This window comes from Mesorhizobium sp. WSM4810 (assembly GCF_055811235.1).
In genome coordinates this window covers 281,631-299,266 of the sequence record NZ_JBVVQV010000002.1, presented here as the reverse complement: position 1 = coordinate 299,266, position 17,636 = coordinate 281,631, and the positions used below count along the sequence as shown (strand labels likewise).

The following is a 17,636-nucleotide window of genomic DNA, read 5'->3' as shown; positions in this document are numbered from 1 at the left end:
TCACCCGATCCGGGTGACCGCGTAAGGCGTCATCACAAGGCGGCGTCGTTCGAACCCGGAAATATCAACCGTCACTTCGCTCGCCGTCAGGTTCGCCAGCCACATGATGGTCTGGCACGCGGCAGAACGGCCGGCCAGCGTGAGCACCCGCGTCTCATCGCTCGTCCTCGCCGCCACTTGTCTGAAGCCGGCCAGTTCGCAAAGCCCCTGCACGGCCTGGAAGATCGGCCGGGGTTCACCTTCGCCGACAGGTTCCCCGGATGCCGCCAGCACGCCGAACGGTCCGCTGAAGCTGGACAGCGTGAGCATCTCCAGCCCGGCCGGCGCGACCCGCGCGCCATAGCCGATCGTCCATGCTGCCGCGAACAGCCCGGCATGGCGCGGATCCCGGTCGGCCATGGCGATGCGCTGATTGTGCGGATTGGCCTTGGTCGCGCCGCCATAGGGGTTCTGCCGCATGGCGATGGTCGATGGGCCGATCCGGTAGGGTTTTGCTCCGAAGATCGCTCGCGCCGATCGGGTGATGAACGGCAGCGCCTCCAGCGACTGCATGACGCTGAGATCGTTGGCGGCGTGCACGATCGGGCAGGTGCAGTGGCTTACGAAATCGAGCAGATCGGCGGGAACGCGCTTGCGGTTGAGTTCGGTGAAATAGCTGAACATGCCGCCGCCGAGGCGGATGTCGGGAAAGGCGCGGCGCGCCGCGGCATAGATATCTTCAAGCGGCGGACATTCAGGCCATGCGCTGCCCGGCGGCGTCGACTGCCGGTCGACCGAAGGCGAGACGGCAATAGCCGAGAGTTTCAGCCCGGCCTGACGCACCATGCCGGCGACGCCTGAGAGCTCGGCATCGAGATCGCCAACGCAGGAAACGACGCATTCGAGCGTCGTCTCGACCGGGTAGGCTGCGGCGAGCCGGGCAAAGGACTGCAAGGCGTCGAGGCCATGGCCCCGCGTTGGATCGTAATGGAACATCAGCTGCTGCGGGCCGAGCGCGGACAGTGTCGGCAGGTTTGCCAGCGCCGTCTCGACCTCGTCCGGATAGATGATCACGCCGATATCCGGCAGCAGCGGTCCGGTTTCGCCGAGTTCGACTCGGACCGGCTCGGCTGCTGCTGCGGCAGCCGGCACCCTGCCGTCGCCGGTCACACGCAGCCTGATCGTCTGGCGCACAGTCTGGCCGGCGGGCAGCATGTAGGGCCAAGGCAGCGCCAGCGGCCGGACATAGGTCTTGTAGGACGCGTCCGACCAATTGCGCTGGTCCTCCATCTCGAACGCATCGCCTTCCATCCGGCATTCCGCGGTGACGCCGGGCCGGACCTCATGCGTGATCGCCCGCAGATCCTTGAAAGGCTGCCAGGAGTCGATCAGCTCAGGAAGTTTCGTTGCGACGACGCTGCCGTCGGTGTGCTCGACAGTGACCGGACTGCCGGCCAGGCCGGCGATTGGATGCAGGATGCAGAAGCCGCAGCGATTGGTCTCGAAAGCGTTTTCGGGAAGCGCGCTCACGTCGAAAACCAGCTGGCCGTCGGCGGAACCTTTGATCGTCGCGCGAAAGTTGAGCCGGCTTTCTCCCGGCCCGACACAGCTTGCCGAATAGCTGACGAAGAAAGTGTCGGCATCTTGGTCGATAGTCAGGTCCGCAAGCGTCGGCTCGTAAGTGCCCCAGTCGCGATCCCTGACGATATAGGCTATGGCGCGCAGCACTTCGATGCCGCCATGGCGGATGGTGCGCAGATTGCCGTTGACGAAGTCGGCGCTGAGTGCGCCGGCGCGCAGCCTGACCGGCTCGGCCTGGACCGCGCGCGTGCCATAGAGGGGGAAGGCGTCGGCGGTCATCTCAGCAGCGTGTCGATCTGCACCGGCTCACGGCTCGCAGCACTCGCATAGGCGGCCTCGACCAGCGCCAAGGTCTTGAGATTGTCGGCGCCCGAGGTTGCCGGCTCGGTTTTGCTCGCCAAGCAGGCGACCCAGTGCTTTTGGATGGCGACGACGCTTTCCTGGATGTTGTGCCACGGCCGCGATGCCCAGGGCAGCAGCGGCGGCGAGACGTCGCTGACCGCCGTTCCGTTCCTGCCGGTGATGGTGAGCCGGTAATCCTGCTCGAGCCGGATCGTGCCGTCGCTGCCGTCGATCTCGACCAGCGTCTGCGGAAACGGCTCGGTCGCGAGCTTGGTCGCATAGCTGCAGTCGACCACGGACGTTGCGCCGCTCTTGTGGTCCATCAGCATGGTAGCGACGTCCTCGCCGGCAATGTTGGGGTTGATGCGAGCGGTTCGGGTCGTGATCGTCGAAACGTCGCCCAGCAGGAAGCGGGCTATGTCGAGACTGTGGATGCCGAGGTCTTCGATGATGAAGCGCTTTCCCGTCGCCAGATAGGGCTGCCCGGAAAACACGTCATAGGCCGAGCGGAACGAGATCCGGCCGAAGAAGGGCGTGCCGATGTCGCCGCTGTCGAGAACGGCGCGCACCGCCTGGATCGGCGACTGCCAGCGAAAATTTTCATGCACCATCAACGCCACGCCGGCATCGGCGCATGCCCTGACCATGGCCTTGGCGTCGGCAAGCGACGGCGCGAATGGTTTTTGGCAGATCGCCGGAACGCGGTTCTGTGCCGTCATCTCGACAAGCGAACGATGGCTCGGCGCGGTGGTGGCGATATCGACGAAATCCAGGCTTTCGCCGGCAAACAGTGCCGCCGCGTCGACGTAGCGCCGCACGATGCCGAACTGGTCGCCGACCACCCTAAGCCGTTCCGGGTCGCGGTCGCAGATGGCGACGATCGAGGCGCCTTCGATGTCGCGCCAGGCATGCATCTGGTTGACGGCGAAGAAGCCGCAGCCGATCAGCGCTCCTCGCAGTTCCGCCACGGGTCAGCCCGCCTTTGCCATCTGCATCAGCGTCACCCGGCTCTGCAGCCGGCGCTGCGCCTGGTCGACGACGACGGCGACGATGATGACGAGGCCCTTGATCACCATCTGCCAGAACGAGCTCACCCCCATCATCACCAGCCCGTCGGAAAGGATGCCGATGACGAAGGCGCCGACGATGGTGCCGCCGATCGTGCCGCGGCCACCCGACATCGAGGTGCCGCCGAGCACCGCCGCGGCGATGGCGTTGAGCTCGAAGCTTTCGCCGGTCGCCGGATGCGAGGCCATCAGTTCGGAGGAGATGATCAGCCCGACGACCGCCGCGCAGAAGCCGGAGAACATGTAGACGAACATCTTCACCATATTGACCCTGACGCCCGAAATCCGCGCCGCCCGTTCGTTGCCGCCGACGGCGAAGATGTGGCGGCCGAGCGGGGTGTATTTGGCCAGATAGGCCGCCCCAACTGCTACGACGACAAGAATCCATATCGAGACCGGCAGGCCGAGCAGCCGGCCGGCGCCGAGGAAGCCGAATCCGGTCGTGCCCAGATCGGGCTTGCCGACGAGGTTCGGAAAGGTGCGGCCATCGGACGACAGCAGCGCCAGGCCGCGCGCGACATAGAGCACGCCGAGCGTGGCGATGAACGGAGCGACATTCAGCCTAGTGATCAGCAATCCGTTGACGGCGCCGATCAAAATGCCGATCGCCAGCGTGATCAGTGCGATCTCGAAGACGTTGAAATAGATCGTATAGCCGACCTGCAGGTCGATGCCGTTGAGCACGAGATAGCCGGCGACCATGCCGCACAGGCCGACAATCGAGCCGACCGAGAGGTCGATGCCGCCGGTGATGATGACGAAGGTCATGCCCATGGCGAGGAAGGCGTTCAGCGCGACGTGCTTCGACATCAGGATCAGGTTGGCGGCCGACAGGAAATTCGGCGCCGCGATCGAGAAGAAGATCAGGACGGCGATCAACGCAATGAACGTCCGCGCCTTCATCAGCGTCAGCAGCACGGAGCCGCTCGAGGCGGAGGCAACCGAAGCCTTGGCTGGGATGTCAGTCATGGGCGTGGCTCTCCATGTGCGGGACCGGCCCGTGGCCAAGCGCCGATGCGGCGACAAGTGCCGCCTCCGTCGCCTCGGCGCGATCGAACATGCCGGTCAGTTTTCCGTTGCTCATCACCGCGATCCGGTCGGACAGCGCCATCACCTCGTCGAGATCGGAGGTGGCGAACAGAATGCCCAGCCCGTCGCGGGACAGTTTGCGCATGGTGCGAAAGACGTCGGCCTTGGCGCCGACATCGATGCCGCGGCTTGGTTCGTCCATCAACAGCACCTTCGGTCCGGTGAGCAGCGCCTTACCGATCACCACCTTCTGCTGGTTGCCGCCCGACAGCGACGAGACCTCCTGCGCCGGATCGGCGACCTTGATCGCCAGTTCCCGCACCATCTGCGTCACCGCCTCGTTTTCCTTGGCGCCGCTGATATGGAACAGGCGCACAAACCGCGACAGGCTGGCCAGCGTCAGATTGCTGGCGACAGAGAGGATCGACACCAGACCTTCGCGCTGGCGATCCTCGGGGATCAGCGCCAGCCCGCGCCGGATGCGCCGCGTGGTGTCGCGTTCCCTGACCTTCTTGCCGGCAATGAAGATCGCCCCCGTGGCATGGCCGTGGCGCCCCATAATGCAGTCGAACAGCTCGCTGCGTCCGGCGCCCATCAGGCCGTATATGCCGAGGATCTCGCCGGCACGCAGCGACAGCGAGACATGATCGACCGCAAGCCCGCCGGTCACGCGCGGCAGGCAGATGTCCTCGGCGCGGAAGATCTCTTCGCCCGGAACATGGCCGTCGGGCTTGGCAAAATCCTTGGCGTCGGAGCCGATCATCTGCCGCACGATCCATTGCGTGTCGACGTTTTTCATCTTCTCCTGGCCGGTGATGCGGCCGTCGCGCAGCACGGTGATGTAGTCGCCGATGCGGATCAGCTCCTCGAGCCGGTGCGAGATGTAGACGACCGCCACGCCGCGCGCCTTGAGGTCGGCGATCACCTTGAACAGGATCTCGACTTCCGCCGCACTCAGCGCCGAGGTCGGTTCGTCCATGATCAGAACGCGCGCATCGAGCGAAACCGCCTTGGCGATCTCGACCAGCTGCTGCTGGCCGATGCGCAAATCCTCGACCAGCATGTCGGGCCGGATGCCGGCTTGCAGGCGCTCGAGAAATTCCGCCGCGCGGCGCTCCTGTTCCCGGCTGTCGATCTTGCGGAACCGGTTGGTTATCTCTCGGGTGGCGAAAATGTTTTCGGCGACCGTCAGATTGCCGAACAGGTTCAGCTCCTGGAACACCATGCCGATGCCGCGGTTCACCGCGTCGCCGGATGAGGAGAAGGAAACCGCTTCGCCCTCCAGGAGAATGCGGCCGAGCGTCGGCTGTTCGACGCCGGCGATGATCTTCATCAGCGTCGATTTGCCGGCGCCGTTTTCGCCGACCAGCACGTTGACCGCGCCCTTGCGCACTTCGAAATTCGCGCGCTTGACCGCGACTGTCCCCGAATAGACCTTGGAGACGTCTTCCAGCTTCAGGATGACATCATGATCGCCGGCGGCAGTCATGGCTTCGGCCCCACCTCTGCCTCCGCCGGGGTCACCAGCGGCAGGTCCTGGCCGCTGCCCATGACATAAGCGCCGACAACCCTGGCGCTGCGGCCCTCCAGCGCTTCGCGCGGCAGCTTGGAGAGCACCGTCTTGTCGGCATGGATGTTGAACGCCTTGCCGAACTGGGCGAAGTCGATCTGGTTGGTGAAATCGTTGAACTGGATGAAGTCGAGGCTGTCGCGCAGCGCAGTGCCACGCATCGCCGGTCCGATCTGCACCCGCGCATCCGCCTTGCCGTCACCGTCGGCATCGACGTCCATGGTTGCCGCGCGTGACTGGGTGTTCGCCGCAACAATCTTGCCTTCGAGGCGAACCGCGAAGGTCCACGGCGAATTCGCCTGCTTCTTCGGATTGCCATACTTGGCGCCGGCAGCCGCAGGATCGGCTTTCGCCAGGGCGTGAACCTCGGGAAACGATCCGGCCTTCTGCTGGAGATAGGGCACCATTTTGGCAGCCCAGATATCGCCGACCATCTTGTCCGCATTGAAGGCCGGTGCATTGCCGCGATCTTCCGCGGACGGTGTCGGCAGGATCTTGCAGGCAGTCAGGCTGCTGCCAAATATCACGGCCAGGGTCGGCCAAGCGAGGGTCGGCCAGGCAACGGTCGGCCAAGTCAGCTTTTTCAACATGTCGGCTTGTTCGGCATGGCGGTCAGGGCACCCGGGAAATGAAGCAAGGGACGAGCCGGAAGCTCGTCCCTTGCGATTGATGTCACACCGGCTCAGTTGGTCAGCGCGAAGGTTTCCAGCTTGGCGGCATTGTCGCCATTGATCAGGACGCAGTCCATCAGCTGCTTTTCCTCGGCCGGAGACTTCTTGTTCTTGATGAAGTCGTTGGCCTGCTCGACTGCCATCTGAGCCTGCGCATAGGCCGGCTGCAGGACCGTGGCCTTGATGCCGCCAGAGGCGATCGAGTCGCGCACGTCGTTCGATCCGTCGAAGCCGACGACGATGACGTCCTTGCGGCCGGCGGCGGCAAGGGCGGCATGGGCGCCCATCGCCATCGTATCGTTGCCGGAGATCACGCCCTTGATGTCCGGGTTGGCCTGGAGGATCGATTCCATCTTGGCATAGGCCTCGGTCTGGCTCCAGTTGGCCGATTGCTGCGCCACCATCTTCAGGTCCGGATAGTCGTCGATGACGTCGTGATAGCCCTTGGAGCGGATGCCGGCATTGGTGTCGGATTCTTTGCCGACCAGCTCGACGTAATTGCCTTTCTCGCCCATCAGCTTGACGAATTCCTGTGCGCCAAGCTGGGCGCCCTGGTAGTTGTTGGAGACGATCTGCGCGACGGCGACGCCGGTGGCGTTGATCTCGCGATCGATCAGGAACGACGGAACGCCCGCGTCCTTGGCCTTCTGCACGGCGGCGACCGAGGCGTCGGCGCCGGCATTGTCGAGGATGATCGCCTTGGCGCCGCGGCCGATCGCCGTGTCGATCAGCTCGGACTGCTTGTTGGCGTCGTCGTCATGGACCAGCACCAGCGTTTCATAGCCGAGTTCCTTGGCCTTGGCTTCCGCGCCGACGGCTTCGGCCTTGAAGAATGGGTTGTCGTGCGAGGGCGTGATGATGGCAATGAGATCCGCCGCGTAGGCGGGTGCGGCGGTGCCCAGCGCCAGCATGCCGGCAAAAGCCGCAAGTGTCATTCTGCGAGTGAGTTTCATGATTTCCTCCCATTTGAAAAAGCCTGTGCTTGCGCGGCCCAGGCTGAAATGCAGTCCAGTTTGTCAGGCGGATCGCATCCGATGTCGCGGGACCGGGTCATTTGCCGGCTCACCTGGGCGGATAATCCGGTTCGGTTCCGTTCTCAGCCTGCCCCTCCACCTGCCGCCTGCCCAGTTTTCAGCCCGGCCTCGGCTGGCCAAAGCCATTCCAACAGCTAGGGCAACTGGTATAATGAGTCAACCACAAATTCAGATGATATGTATCTGATGAGCAGCAAGCCTCTGAGAGTCATCCCACCAACAGCGATACTTCGTTCCTACGATGCCCCTGCTGCTGGTCAGCCGGAGAACCACCGCCTTAAGGGGTACTTCTAAGCCTTATTCGGTGCTGAGGGGTACGCGCAGGCTTTGCTAGTGTCGCGTCGTGGTTGTGGAATTTCTCCGCGACCCCAGCCTGCGCGCGGTTTTTCTAATGAAATCCGTTCGCGGCAAGGGTCGCGTTGCCGGTGAGGTTCAGCTATGACTTTTGTGCAGAGTTTGAGGCCGCCATCCTGCAGCCCCGCGCCAAGCTTTGCTGACCGACGGCATTCGGCTTCATTGCGTGGCATGTGCGGCAGGAGCTGCAGCGCCATGCCGTGCCTCATTTCGTTGTGTATCATCCTGCTGCTGGGATCTGCGGCACACGGTCGGCCAAAGGCTGACGACAGACTTGCTCCGCGAGACACGATCGAACTGCACGTTTGGCAATGGACTGCCTTGCGCGACGGCGTTCTGGAAGCGCTGCAGCTCAACCATAGTTTCACCATCGACTCGACTGGCACGCTTGACCTTCCCTTGATCGGGAGCATTGCCGCGGCAGGTCTGCGTGAGGAGGAGCTGGCAAAGCTGATTTCCGATCGCTTGCAAGCCAGGAGCGGCCGTCAGGAACGGGCTGACATAACCGTCAAACTGATACAAAGTTCGTCTTCTGACCTCACGGCTTCGGTGGAGGTCAAACAGGAAGCCCCCGAACCGCCAGCGGACGCAGCCAGCGACGGCTCTTCGGCCGTGGCTTCGCAACGCGCCGGTGTCGAGAACGGCCAGGCCGAGGCGCAACCGGGCGTGCAAACTCTGCAAGGGGCATTGCTGAATGAGCTGTCCGCCGCTCGCATGAAAATTGCGGCAGCGCGCGCGGAGGCACTTGCGGCTCGCCAGACTGCTCGCAACGATGCCGCGCGACACAATCAGAACCTTGCGACGGCGCGTCAACGGGCCGACGCCTTGGTGCGGGAACTCGATGCGATGCGGACTGACCGCGGTACGCTGGAACAAAAGCTCTTTGCGGCGCTGAGGGAAGTCGACGCGCTCAGGAAGAGCGTGCAGCCGGCTCGCGGTGACCCAGCTCGCGCTGACGATGACGGCCGCGACTTGGCGGCGGCGCGAGCCGAATTGGCCGTGATGCAGCGCGGCGCCCGCGATGCCAGCGCGCAGACGCGTGCGGCAGCCGACATGATGGCTGAACAAGCACAGGCGCTAAAACAACAGCGGCGACGAGCCGAAGAGCTCGCGCTCGATCTGGAAGTGGCGCAAAGCCAAGTGAAAGGCTTGAAGGCCAAAGCCACTCTCGCCGATCACGAGAAGGCCGCCATGCTTGAAGCGCGTCACTCCATGGCGGCCTCTGCGGCAGAGGCGCAGCGGGCGCTTGATGAGGAGCGGCACAAGGCTGAGCGCTTCGAACGCGAACTCATCGCGGCGCGCCAGACCATCGACGCGCTTAAGACAAGCGCGGATCTGGCTGCGGCTGCGCGCACCGACGCCATCAGGGAACGACAGGTTGCCGAGGCGGCTTTGAAGCGAGCTGGCGACGCACTCGAACTGGAGCGCGAACGGGCAGATTCAGCTGCTCGTGATCGCGACAGCGCCCGGCGGGAACGCGACGCGGCAAGGCAGGAAGCGAGCCGCGTCTCGATGGAGCTGAGCGTGGCGTTGGAGCAGGAGCGCGACAAGGCCGTCCGCCTGGCCCGCGAGCTCAGCGCCGCTCGAAAGGCGATTGACGTTGAAAAGGCCCGGGATGAGCGTCGCAGCGAGCGTATCAACCGCGTTCCGAAAGCGCGTGCCGTCGCAGCTTCGCGTGCAGATGTGTCCGTGCGCTCGCGACCAGCCCGTCAATCGGGGTTGCGGGAAAACCACAAAGTGAAGGCCAAAAAACCATCGCGACCTGTTCTGGTGGCGACCATCGCGCTTCCCGACGCGTTGCTCCCAACGCGACCGCCGAAGCTCGGCGCTCCCTAGCGGGGGCTGATCGTGAAGGGCATTTCGGTGGCCGAATACATGCCGCAGGAGGAATATGGTGATGAACAAATACGTCGCAGCCGCATTGACCGTCGCGATCGCAATTTGCCCTGCCGCGGCTCTTGAGGCGGGGCTTGGCGGCAAACTTGGCGGTGTCGGGGTCGGTGCTGGCCTTAGCGCCGGCCCGAAAGGCGCCTCGGTGGCGGGCGGCTCGAGCGTCGACGGAGTAGGGGGAGCAAGCCTTGGCGGATCGCTCGGCGCGGGCAAGGGATCGTTCGGTGCCGGACTTGGCGTCAGCGGCAACCTCGGCGGCGCAAGCGGCGGCCTGTCGACAGGTGTCGGGGTGGGCGACCCTTCGTCCGCATCGGGCACCGCTCCAGGAGGTAAGCCAGGCAACCCGGCGCTGGGCGCTGGGCAAGCCGCGAGCAGCAATGCCGGGATCACGCCAGCCACCACCAAGGCCAAGGCTGCGAGTCAATTCGCCATCCTGCCCCGCAAGCTCAGGCCTTCCGGAACTGGTCGCAACGCGTCGGCGCGGATCACCTATGGCTATCCGTTTATGGCGCCACTGAAAGCCAAATCCGGTATCCCACCAGCTGTGGTGCGCGCCTGCCGCACGGCGATCGCGTCGGCCGCGACGCCGCTTGGCGCCGTGCTTGTTCACGCGGTAAGCGCGGGCCCGTTGCAGCAACGTCGGGGCGCGCTCACGGCGCCGATCGAGGTGCGCATACACTATGCAAGACAAGGCGGCGTCGAGGTTCGGCAGGCGCGAGTCGGCTGTCGCCTCGATGCGGCGGGCAGGGTCACCGCGGTGACATAGGACGCGCCTATACCTTCTTCTACGAGAGGAGAAGGAAAGGCGGCTCCCGCCTTCAGGTGATGCGCTGGATGCTCGCTGCAATCTCTTCCGGCTCGAAGACCCGCTTCCAGTCCTCGCGCATCAGCACCGGCTTGCCGAACTCGATGGCCTTGTTGCAGGCGTCGGAGAACACGCCCTTGGTCTCCCCGAAGATGACGGCGCCGAGCACATTCATGTGGCCAAGCAGGAAGTCGAGCGCGGCCTGCTGGTCGACTCCGCGCGCGACGACCTCGTCGACCGCTTCCTTCATGACCACCAGCAGCGAAGCGCAGACGGTCTCCGAAAGGCCCGGCTCGAGCAGCGCCATCTGGTCGACCGTGACGCGATGCGACCGCATCACCGGTGCCCAGATGATCTTGGCGATCGCTTCGCCCTTGGCGAAATCCGCCTCCGGTCCCTGCATCAGCGCGCTGACCATATGCTGCTTGGCCTTGACGCCGCCGAAATAGTCCTTCTTGGCCGCCATGTCGGTCTCGTCGTTGAAGATAGGCGGATGGCAGGGATGGGTGACGAAATAGGTCAGGTCCGGCCGCTTCGGCAAATGGCCGGCGAAAGGCGCTGCGGCGTCGAGCACGACCACCATGGTGCCGGACGCAAGCTTGCCCTCGATGCTGGCCGCGACCTTGCCGATATGGGTGTCGGGAACCGCCAGGATAACCACCTCGGCGCCGTTCAGGGCTTCATCGGCGCTGACCGCGTCGATGCCCAGCCCGGTCTTTAGCCGCTCGCGGCCGGCGTCGCTGACCTCGACATGGCGTAGGATGTAAGGAGAGCCGCGAAAATTGGTCGACAGGCGGTAACCCATTTTGCCGCCGGCACCAAACAGCGCAATCGTTGTCATCCAGCCGTGCTCCTGATCTCCAACGATGGCCCTGCCGATCGTCAGCTTAGTAACTGGTATAATCACACTACCATGGATTGGCAACCCGTTTGGGACGAACGCGTTCACGAGAGCCAATTCCGTAGTCCCGCGCCGTCGGCTGCGCTAGCTGGTGGCGGCCCGGCGAGCCGTCAGTCTTGATGTTTAGGGTCCGCTGCCAACCGTTTCAGCAGTATTCGGGAGCAGGATTATCCCCGCCCGGGAAACATCGCCTTCAAGCCCTCCCGCGAAGCCCTGGCGACGCCGCGTTCGGTGATCAATCCGGTGACCAGCCGCGCCGGCGTCACGTCGAAGGCCGGGTTTGCCGCGGGCGTCGTCTCCGGCGAGATGCGGACCTGCGCAATCTCGCCACTCGCGGTCTTGCCCCAGACCAGTGAGACCTCGTCGCTGGAACGCTGTTCGATCGGGATTTCGGCCAGCCCGTCACCCACCGTCCAGTCGATGGTTGGCGACGGCAGCGCGACATAGAACGGCACGTCGTTGTCGGCGGCGGCCAGCGCCTTCAGATAGGTGCCGATCTTGTTGCAGACATCGCCGTCGGCGGTGGTGCGGTCGGTGCCGACGATGACCGTGTCGATCTGGCCGCGCTGCATCAGATGGCCGCCGGCATTGTCGACGATCAGCGTATGCGGCACGCCGTGGCCGGCCATCTCCCATGCGGTCAACTGGGCGCCCTGGTTGCGCGGGCGGGTTTCATCGACATAGACATGAACGGGAATGCCGGCTTCCGTTGCCAGATAGATCGGCGCCGTGGCGGTGCCGTAGTCGACGGTGGCCAACCAGCCGGCATTGCAGTGGGTCAGGATGTTGACCGGCTCGCCCGGTTTTTTGCGTGCTGCGATTTCCCTGATGATTTCAAGCCCGTTGACGCCGATCGCGCGGTTGAGGCCGACATCCTCGTCGGCGATTTCGCCGGCGCGCCGGTAAGCCGCCTCGGCGCGCTGTCCAGATGGAAGCGGCCGCAAGAAATTGCGCATCTCATCGAGCGCCCAGCGCAGATTGATCGCGGTCGGGCGGGTTTCGTGCAAGACCTCCCAGACGCCGTCGAGTGCCGCATCGGATGGGTCGTCGGCCATCTGCATGGCGACGCCATAGGCCGCGGTGACGCCGATCAGCGGCGCGCCGCGCACCCACATGTCGCGGATCGCCGTGGCAATGCCGGCAACGGTGCCGACTTTTTCGACGCGGAAATCATGCGGCAGCCAGCGCTGGTCGATGATCTCCACCGAACGGCCGTCGTCGCTCAGCCAGATGGTGCGATAGTGGCGGTCGCCGACGTTCAAATCCTGTTCTCCCGTTCGATCAGTGCGGCCAATTTGTTGACCTCGTCGATGCTGTGGATCTGGCGCCGGTTGACGGCGATATGACGGCCGAATTTCAGCGCCTTTGCCTCACATGTGGCGCGCAGGTCGGCGTCGGCAATGGTCTCGAAATCGGCATTGTGCGCGAGGCCCAGAATGCGCCTGTGCACCTCGACGCCGGCAAAGCCCAGCATGTCGGTCCACACCTGATGCAGCATGTGGTCGAGCGCCTGCTCGGCGCCGAGCCTGTCGCCCTGATCCTCGAACAGGCTTTGCTGATAGAGCATGCCGGTGCGCTCGGTTCGCCACAGATGCGAGAACTCGCTGCGGAACACCGACCATGTCTCGACCGTCACGTCGAGCAGATAGGCGCGCATGGCGTCGCGCTTTCCGTTCTGCTCGTGGCCATGCTGCGAGAAGAACGCCATCCAGAAATTGGCGAGCAGCATGCCGACGTCGAAGGCGATCGGGCCGTAGAACGCGAATTCGGGATCGATCATCCGCGTTTCTGTCTCGGTGACCATGATCGAGCCGGAATGCAGGTCGCCGTGCAGCAGCGTCTCTGCATTGGCCGCAAAAATGTGCTTCAGCCGCTGCGCCTCGACCTTGAGGTCGCGGTCGGCGCGCAGCTCTGCGACGACGCTGTCGAGTTGCGGGCTCGTATGCCGGTTCATCCTGGCGTCGAAATACGGGTCCGAGAACACCAGGTTCTCGGTAATGTCGCAGAGCGCGACATTGTCGGCGAACAGCGCCAGATCGGCCTTGCGATCCCTGGTCGCCATATGCAGGTCGGAGCCGCGAAACAGGGTGCGGGCCATGAACAGGCCGATGTCTCTGGCGATGTTGGGCAGTTGCCGGCCCTCGATCAGCGCCCGCCGCAGGATGATGTGCGGCGACAGATATTCCATGATGATCAGCGCCTGGCCTTCGTCGAAGTGATGGATTGCCGGCACCGAGCCGGGTGCTCTCGCGTCTTGCCGCGTCAGCGCGTGATATTCGAAGAAGGAGCGTTTCAGCGGCAGCGGCCAGCTGTCGCCGACCAGGCGGACATAGGGTAGGGCCTGCTTGACGACGGCCGCACCCGTGGCGCCCTCGACGATGAACACCAGGTTCAGATTGCCGTCGCCGACCTCGCGGACCTTCCAGCGGCTTGTATCTTTGCCGATATGCGAACACAGGGCATCGTTGGCGCCGAGGCGTGCTGCCAGGGTGTCGACCGACAGTGCTTCGAACGGCAATTTCTGCGTCATCCTCACCTCCCGCATATGCACTCGCATCATAGTGGAGCCATGGCGGTCGGGCCAAGCTAGGAAGCTCTCTGGCAATTGTCAACCGTGTTGACAATTGCCGGAACAGCTCCTAGCGTCATGGTCAGGGAGGAACGAATGGGCAATGATGCCGTGTTCCGCGTGGACGGCCTGAGGAAATCCTTCGGCCACATCGAGGTGCTTGGCGGCGTCTCGCTCGAATTGCATGCCGGCGAAGTGACCGTGCTGATGGGCGCCAACGGCGCCGGCAAATCCACTCTGGTCAAGATCATCAGCGGCGTCTACGAGCGCGGCGGCGGCACGATGAGCCTCGCCGGCCAAGACTTCGCGCCAAATACCCCGGCCGAGGCGATCCGCGCCGGCGTCGTCACCGTTCATCAGAACATCAATGACGGTGTCGTAGCCGACCTCGACGTCGCCACCAATTTGACGCTGGACAGGCTGAGCGGCAGCGGCGCGCCGACCTTGTTCAATCCGGGCCGGGTGAGTCGCGAGGCAAAGGCGGTTGCCGACCGCATGGAGCTGGCCATCGACCTGAGAGCCCGGATCAGCGATCTCTCGCTGGCCGACCGCCAGATGGTGGCGATAGCCCGCGCCATGGCGCATCAGCCGAGAGTGCTGATCCTCGATGAGCCGACGTCCTCTCTGTCCAGCGCCGAGGCCGACCGGCTTTTCGCGCTGCTCGACAGGCTGTGCGAGCACGGCGTCGCAATCCTCTACATCTCGCACCGCATGTCGGACATCAGGCGGCTTGCCGACCGGATCGTCTCGATGCGCGACGGCGTCATCTCAGGCGTTTTCGACCGCAAGCCGCTCGACTATGAAGGCGCGGTCAACGCCATGCTCGGCCGCAAGATGCACCTCGACCGGATCGTCGCCAGGAATTCGGCCAAGCCTGTCCTGACTATCGACGGGTTGCGCATTGCGCAAGGCGCCAGGACGATCTCGCTGACGCTCGGCGACGGCGAAGTCGTTGCCATCACCGGCCTCGTCGGCGTCGGCAAGACCGCGCTCGCCGAGACACTGTTTGGCGTGCGCAAGCCGCTGTCCGGCACTATGGTGCTGAACGGGAAACCCTATGCACCGGGGTCGACGGGCGAAGCGATCGCTGCCGGCGTGTTTCTCGTCGCCAAGGACCGGGGTGAAAACGGGATCGTCGGCGACTTCAACATCCAGGAAAATATCAGCCTGCCGTTCCACAAGCGGATGTCGCGTTTGGGCGTGCTCAAGCGCCGCATCGAGCGCGCCACCGCCCGCCGGCAGATCCAGGAGCTGGGCATCGTCTGCCGCTCGGAGAAGGACGAAATGTCGGCGCTTTCCGGCGGCAACCAGCAGAAGGTGATGGTCGCCCGCTGGATGTCGCAGGCCGCAAAACTGTTCATCCTGGACGAGCCGTTTCAGGGCGTCGACATTTCGGCCAGGCGCGATATCGCCGCCAAGCTGCGGGCGAGCGCGAACGGCCGTGCGACGCTGCTGTTCGTTACCGAGCTCGACGAAGCGCTGGAGACCGCCGACCGCATCCTGGTGATGTCGGAGCAGACAATCGTTGGCGAACATCGCAATGCCGACATCGACCTCGAGCGCCTGCTGGCCGAAGTGGCGGGTGGGCCGTCGCACAGCGTAGCGCAAAGGGTGGGCAGATAATGGGACGTGGAATGGAGGGGGCATGAGTTCGGGTTGGGTAAGGATGGCAGCCGCGCGCGACTATGCCATCCGCTATGGCTTCATCGTTCTGCTGTTCGGGTTGATTGCCTATTTCGCCGTCGCCGCCGATGGCTTCGTCTCGCCGCAGAGCGCCGTCTTCATCTTTCAGTCCGTCGCCATCACCGGCGTGCTGGCGCTCGGCGTCACCGCCACCCTGGTCGTCGGCGGCTTCGACCTGTCGATCGGCTCCGTCGCCACCAGCGCCATGATGGCAGCCGCCTATGTAATGGTGGTGCTGGAGCAGAACGCTGTCGTCGCGGTTGTCGCCTGTCTCGCGATCGGCGTCATCGTCGGCCTCATCAATGGCTGGCTGATCGTCTATATGCGCGTGCCGGATCTCCTGGCGACGCTCGGCATGATGTTCCTGCTCGTCGGTTTGCAGCGCATCCCGACCGAGGGCCGCTCGATCGCCACCGGTATGACGATGCCCGACGGCTCGGTCGCCAACGGCACGTTCGGCGCCGCCTTCCTGGCGCTCGGCCGCCACCGCTTCGATTTCTTCATCCCCAACCTCATCCCGGTTTCGGTGGTCGTCCTGCTCGTGCTTGCAGTGATGATCTGGTTCTTTCTCGAATACACCCGTTTCGGACGCATGATGTATGCGGTCGGCAGCAACCAACGGGCTGCCGAGCTCGCCGGCGCGCCTGTCAAGGCATACAAAATCTGGGCCTACGTTATTTCAGGGGTTTTTGCCTCGATCGGCGGCATTTTGCTCGCTGCCCGGCTTGGACGCGGTGACATCGCCTCGGGTAATAATCTCCTGCTCGATGCTGTAGCGGCGGCGCTCATCGGCTACGCGGTCCTCGGCGCCGCCAAGCCGAACGCCTTCGGCACGGCCGTCGGTGCGGTGTTTGTCGGCGTGCTGCTGCAGGGCCTGACGATGATGAACGCGCCCTACTACACGCAGGATTTCATCAAGGGCTTGGTTCTCGTGGTTGCCCTTGTCTTCACCTTCGCCCTTTCCGATAGGGGCAAGAGATAGGATTTCGACAGATAGGATTTCGACCGGCTGAAATTTGAGTTCAACAAGTGGAGGAAACAACATGAAGATCACAAGAAGACTTTTGGGGAAGGCAGCACTCGGGCTTGCCGGCGCCGCGCTGCTGATGCAGGTCCCGGCGATGGCGCAGGACAAGCCGGCGCCGTTCGACAAACCCGGCGCCGTCAAGATCGCGCTGGTCCGCTATCTCTCGACCGGTGACTTCTTCCAGGCCTATCTTTCCGGTGTCGAAGCGCAGGCCAAGGCGCTTGGCGTCGATCTGCGCGTCCTCGACAGCCGTCAGGATGCAGCCCTTCAGGCAGACATGGTCGACCAGGCCATCGCGCTCGGCGTTCAGGGCATCATCATCCAGCACGGCTTGACGGAATCGATGAAGGAAGCCGCCCAGCGCGCGGTCGACGCCGGCATCAAGGTCGTCGCCTTCGACGTCAATGTCGAAAACCCCAAGATACCGCAGATCGAGCAGTCCGACCGCGACCTCGCGCGCCTCGCGCTCGAACAGGCGGTCAAGGACAATGGCGAGAGCTGGAAGGCCGGCTACGTCTATGTCGCCGGCATCGCGCCGCTCGACCGCCGCAACGAGACCTGGGTCGACTTCAAGAAGAAATATGCGGGCATCAACGAGGCTGCGATGTTCGGCACGCTCGACAATCCGATCGCCAATTCCGTCGCCAACCAGGCCCGCTCGGTGCTGTCGGCCAACCCCGACATCAAGGTGATGTTCGCGCCCTACGACGAATTCGCCAAGGGCGTGAAGATCGCCGTCGACGAGGCCGGTCTGTCCCAGGACATCAAGATCTATTCGGCCGACATCTCGACCTCCGACATCGCCGCAATGCGCGAGCCCGACAGCGCCTGGGCGGCAACAGCCGCCACCAATCCGGCTGTCGTCGGCCAGGTTTCGGTGCGCGCCCTGGCTCAGCTTTTGGCCGGCGAAGACCCCGGCCATAACGTCATCGTGCCGCCGACGCTGATCACCCAGAAGGACCTGATCGACAAGGACATCAAGAACATGGAAGACCTCTCGGCCAAGCTGCCGCAGTTCGCTCATGCCGATGTCGCGATGCCGGCCTGGATGCCGAACCCCAACGCCAAATAAGCGTTCCATCGCAGGCGCAAGGGAAGAGCGGCTCGCCGACGGGCCGCTCTTTCCAGGTCTGA

14 protein-coding genes and 1 pseudogene are annotated in these 17,636 nt (G+C 64.1%); 6 read left to right on the top strand and 9 right to left on the bottom strand.

What is annotated here, in order from left to right; all coding sequences use genetic code 11:
• The 6 genes from apnL to AC0L3O_RS04145 form a co-directional block, all read right to left on the bottom strand.
• On the bottom strand, positions 1-1,839 hold the full coding sequence (gene apnL / locus AC0L3O_RS04170; protein ID WP_473614880.1) for a D-apionate lactonase: 1,839 nt from the start codon (positions 1,837-1,839) through the stop codon (positions 1-3).
• Positions 1,836-2,870, bottom strand: coding sequence for a Gfo/Idh/MocA family protein (locus tag AC0L3O_RS04165; RefSeq protein WP_473614879.1), 1,035 nt, complete (start codon positions 2,868-2,870; stop codon positions 1,836-1,838). The genes apnL and AC0L3O_RS04165 overlap by 4 nt, the downstream gene beginning before the upstream one ends.
• Positions 2,871-2,873: 3 nt before the next feature.
• Entirely contained in the window at positions 2,874-3,938 is a 1,065-nt protein-coding gene (locus AC0L3O_RS04160; protein ID WP_473530867.1) for an ABC transporter permease, read from the bottom strand.
• Complete coding sequence (locus tag AC0L3O_RS04155) at positions 3,931-5,487, bottom strand: sugar ABC transporter ATP-binding protein (protein WP_473614877.1); 1,557 nt, start codon at positions 5,485-5,487, stop codon at positions 3,931-3,933. Before AC0L3O_RS04155 ends, AC0L3O_RS04160 begins: the two co-directional genes overlap by 8 nt.
• Positions 5,484-6,158, bottom strand: coding sequence for a DUF2291 family protein (locus tag AC0L3O_RS04150; protein ID WP_473614876.1), 675 nt, complete (start codon positions 6,156-6,158; stop codon positions 5,484-5,486). The genes AC0L3O_RS04155 and AC0L3O_RS04150 overlap by 4 nt, the downstream gene beginning before the upstream one ends.
• Before the next feature lie 92 nt (positions 6,159-6,250).
• Positions 6,251-7,192, bottom strand: coding sequence for a D-ribose ABC transporter substrate-binding protein (locus tag AC0L3O_RS04145; protein WP_128167474.1), 942 nt, complete (start codon positions 7,190-7,192; stop codon positions 6,251-6,253).
• A gap of 519 nt (positions 7,193-7,711) precedes the next feature.
• On the opposite strand from AC0L3O_RS04145, the pseudogene AC0L3O_RS04140 reads away from it, so the two are divergent.
• From AC0L3O_RS04140 to AC0L3O_RS04130, 3 genes and pseudogenes are all read left to right on the top strand, one after another.
• A pseudogene (locus AC0L3O_RS04140) lies at positions 7,712-8,077 on the top strand (polysaccharide biosynthesis/export family protein); the annotation flags it as partial.
• Between the two features lie 606 nt (positions 8,078-8,683).
• Entirely contained in the window at positions 8,684-9,463 is a 780-nt protein-coding gene (locus tag AC0L3O_RS04135) for a hypothetical protein (RefSeq protein ID WP_473615022.1), read from the top strand.
• A 61-nt stretch (positions 9,464-9,524) separates the two neighbouring features.
• Positions 9,525-10,283, top strand: a complete 759-nt coding sequence (locus AC0L3O_RS04130) for a hypothetical protein (protein WP_473614874.1) — start codon at positions 9,525-9,527, stop codon at positions 10,281-10,283.
• A 52-nt stretch (positions 10,284-10,335) separates the two neighbouring features.
• On the opposite strand, the gene AC0L3O_RS04125 is transcribed toward AC0L3O_RS04130, so the two are convergent.
• The 3 genes from AC0L3O_RS04125 to mtnK all read right to left on the bottom strand — a co-directional run bounded on the left by AC0L3O_RS04125 (position 10,336) and on the right by mtnK (position 13,753).
• A complete protein-coding gene (locus tag AC0L3O_RS04125) occupies positions 10,336-11,163 on the bottom strand; it encodes a phosphogluconate dehydrogenase C-terminal domain-containing protein (protein ID WP_023800214.1) in 828 nt (275 codons plus the stop codon).
• Positions 11,164-11,390: 227 nt separating this feature from the next.
• Complete coding sequence (gene mtnA, locus AC0L3O_RS04120) at positions 11,391-12,485, bottom strand: S-methyl-5-thioribose-1-phosphate isomerase (RefSeq protein WP_473614873.1); 1,095 nt, start codon at positions 12,483-12,485, stop codon at positions 11,391-11,393.
• Positions 12,482-13,753, bottom strand: coding sequence for an S-methyl-5-thioribose kinase (gene mtnK / locus AC0L3O_RS04115; protein WP_473614872.1), 1,272 nt, complete (start codon positions 13,751-13,753; stop codon positions 12,482-12,484). Before mtnK ends, mtnA begins: the two co-directional genes overlap by 4 nt.
• Before the next feature lie 135 nt (positions 13,754-13,888).
• Here mtnK and AC0L3O_RS04110 point away from each other — a divergent pair, with 135 nt between their 5' ends.
• The 3 genes from AC0L3O_RS04110 (at position 13,889) to AC0L3O_RS04100 (ending at position 17,574) form a co-directional block, all read left to right on the top strand.
• Positions 13,889-15,415, top strand: a complete 1,527-nt coding sequence (locus AC0L3O_RS04110; RefSeq protein WP_473614871.1) for a sugar ABC transporter ATP-binding protein — start codon at positions 13,889-13,891, stop codon at positions 15,413-15,415.
• A 22-nt stretch (positions 15,416-15,437) separates the two neighbouring features.
• The gene (locus AC0L3O_RS04105; RefSeq protein WP_419696149.1) at positions 15,438-16,457 is read left to right on the top strand and encodes an ABC transporter permease; all 1,020 of its coding nucleotides are present in this window, start codon (positions 15,438-15,440) and stop codon (positions 16,455-16,457) included.
• Between the two features lie 61 nt (positions 16,458-16,518).
• Positions 16,519-17,574: a substrate-binding domain-containing protein gene (locus AC0L3O_RS04100; protein ID WP_123146924.1), complete on the top strand. Its 1,056-nt coding sequence runs from the start codon at positions 16,519-16,521 to the stop codon at positions 17,572-17,574.
• Positions 17,575-17,636 lie beyond the last annotated feature (62 nt).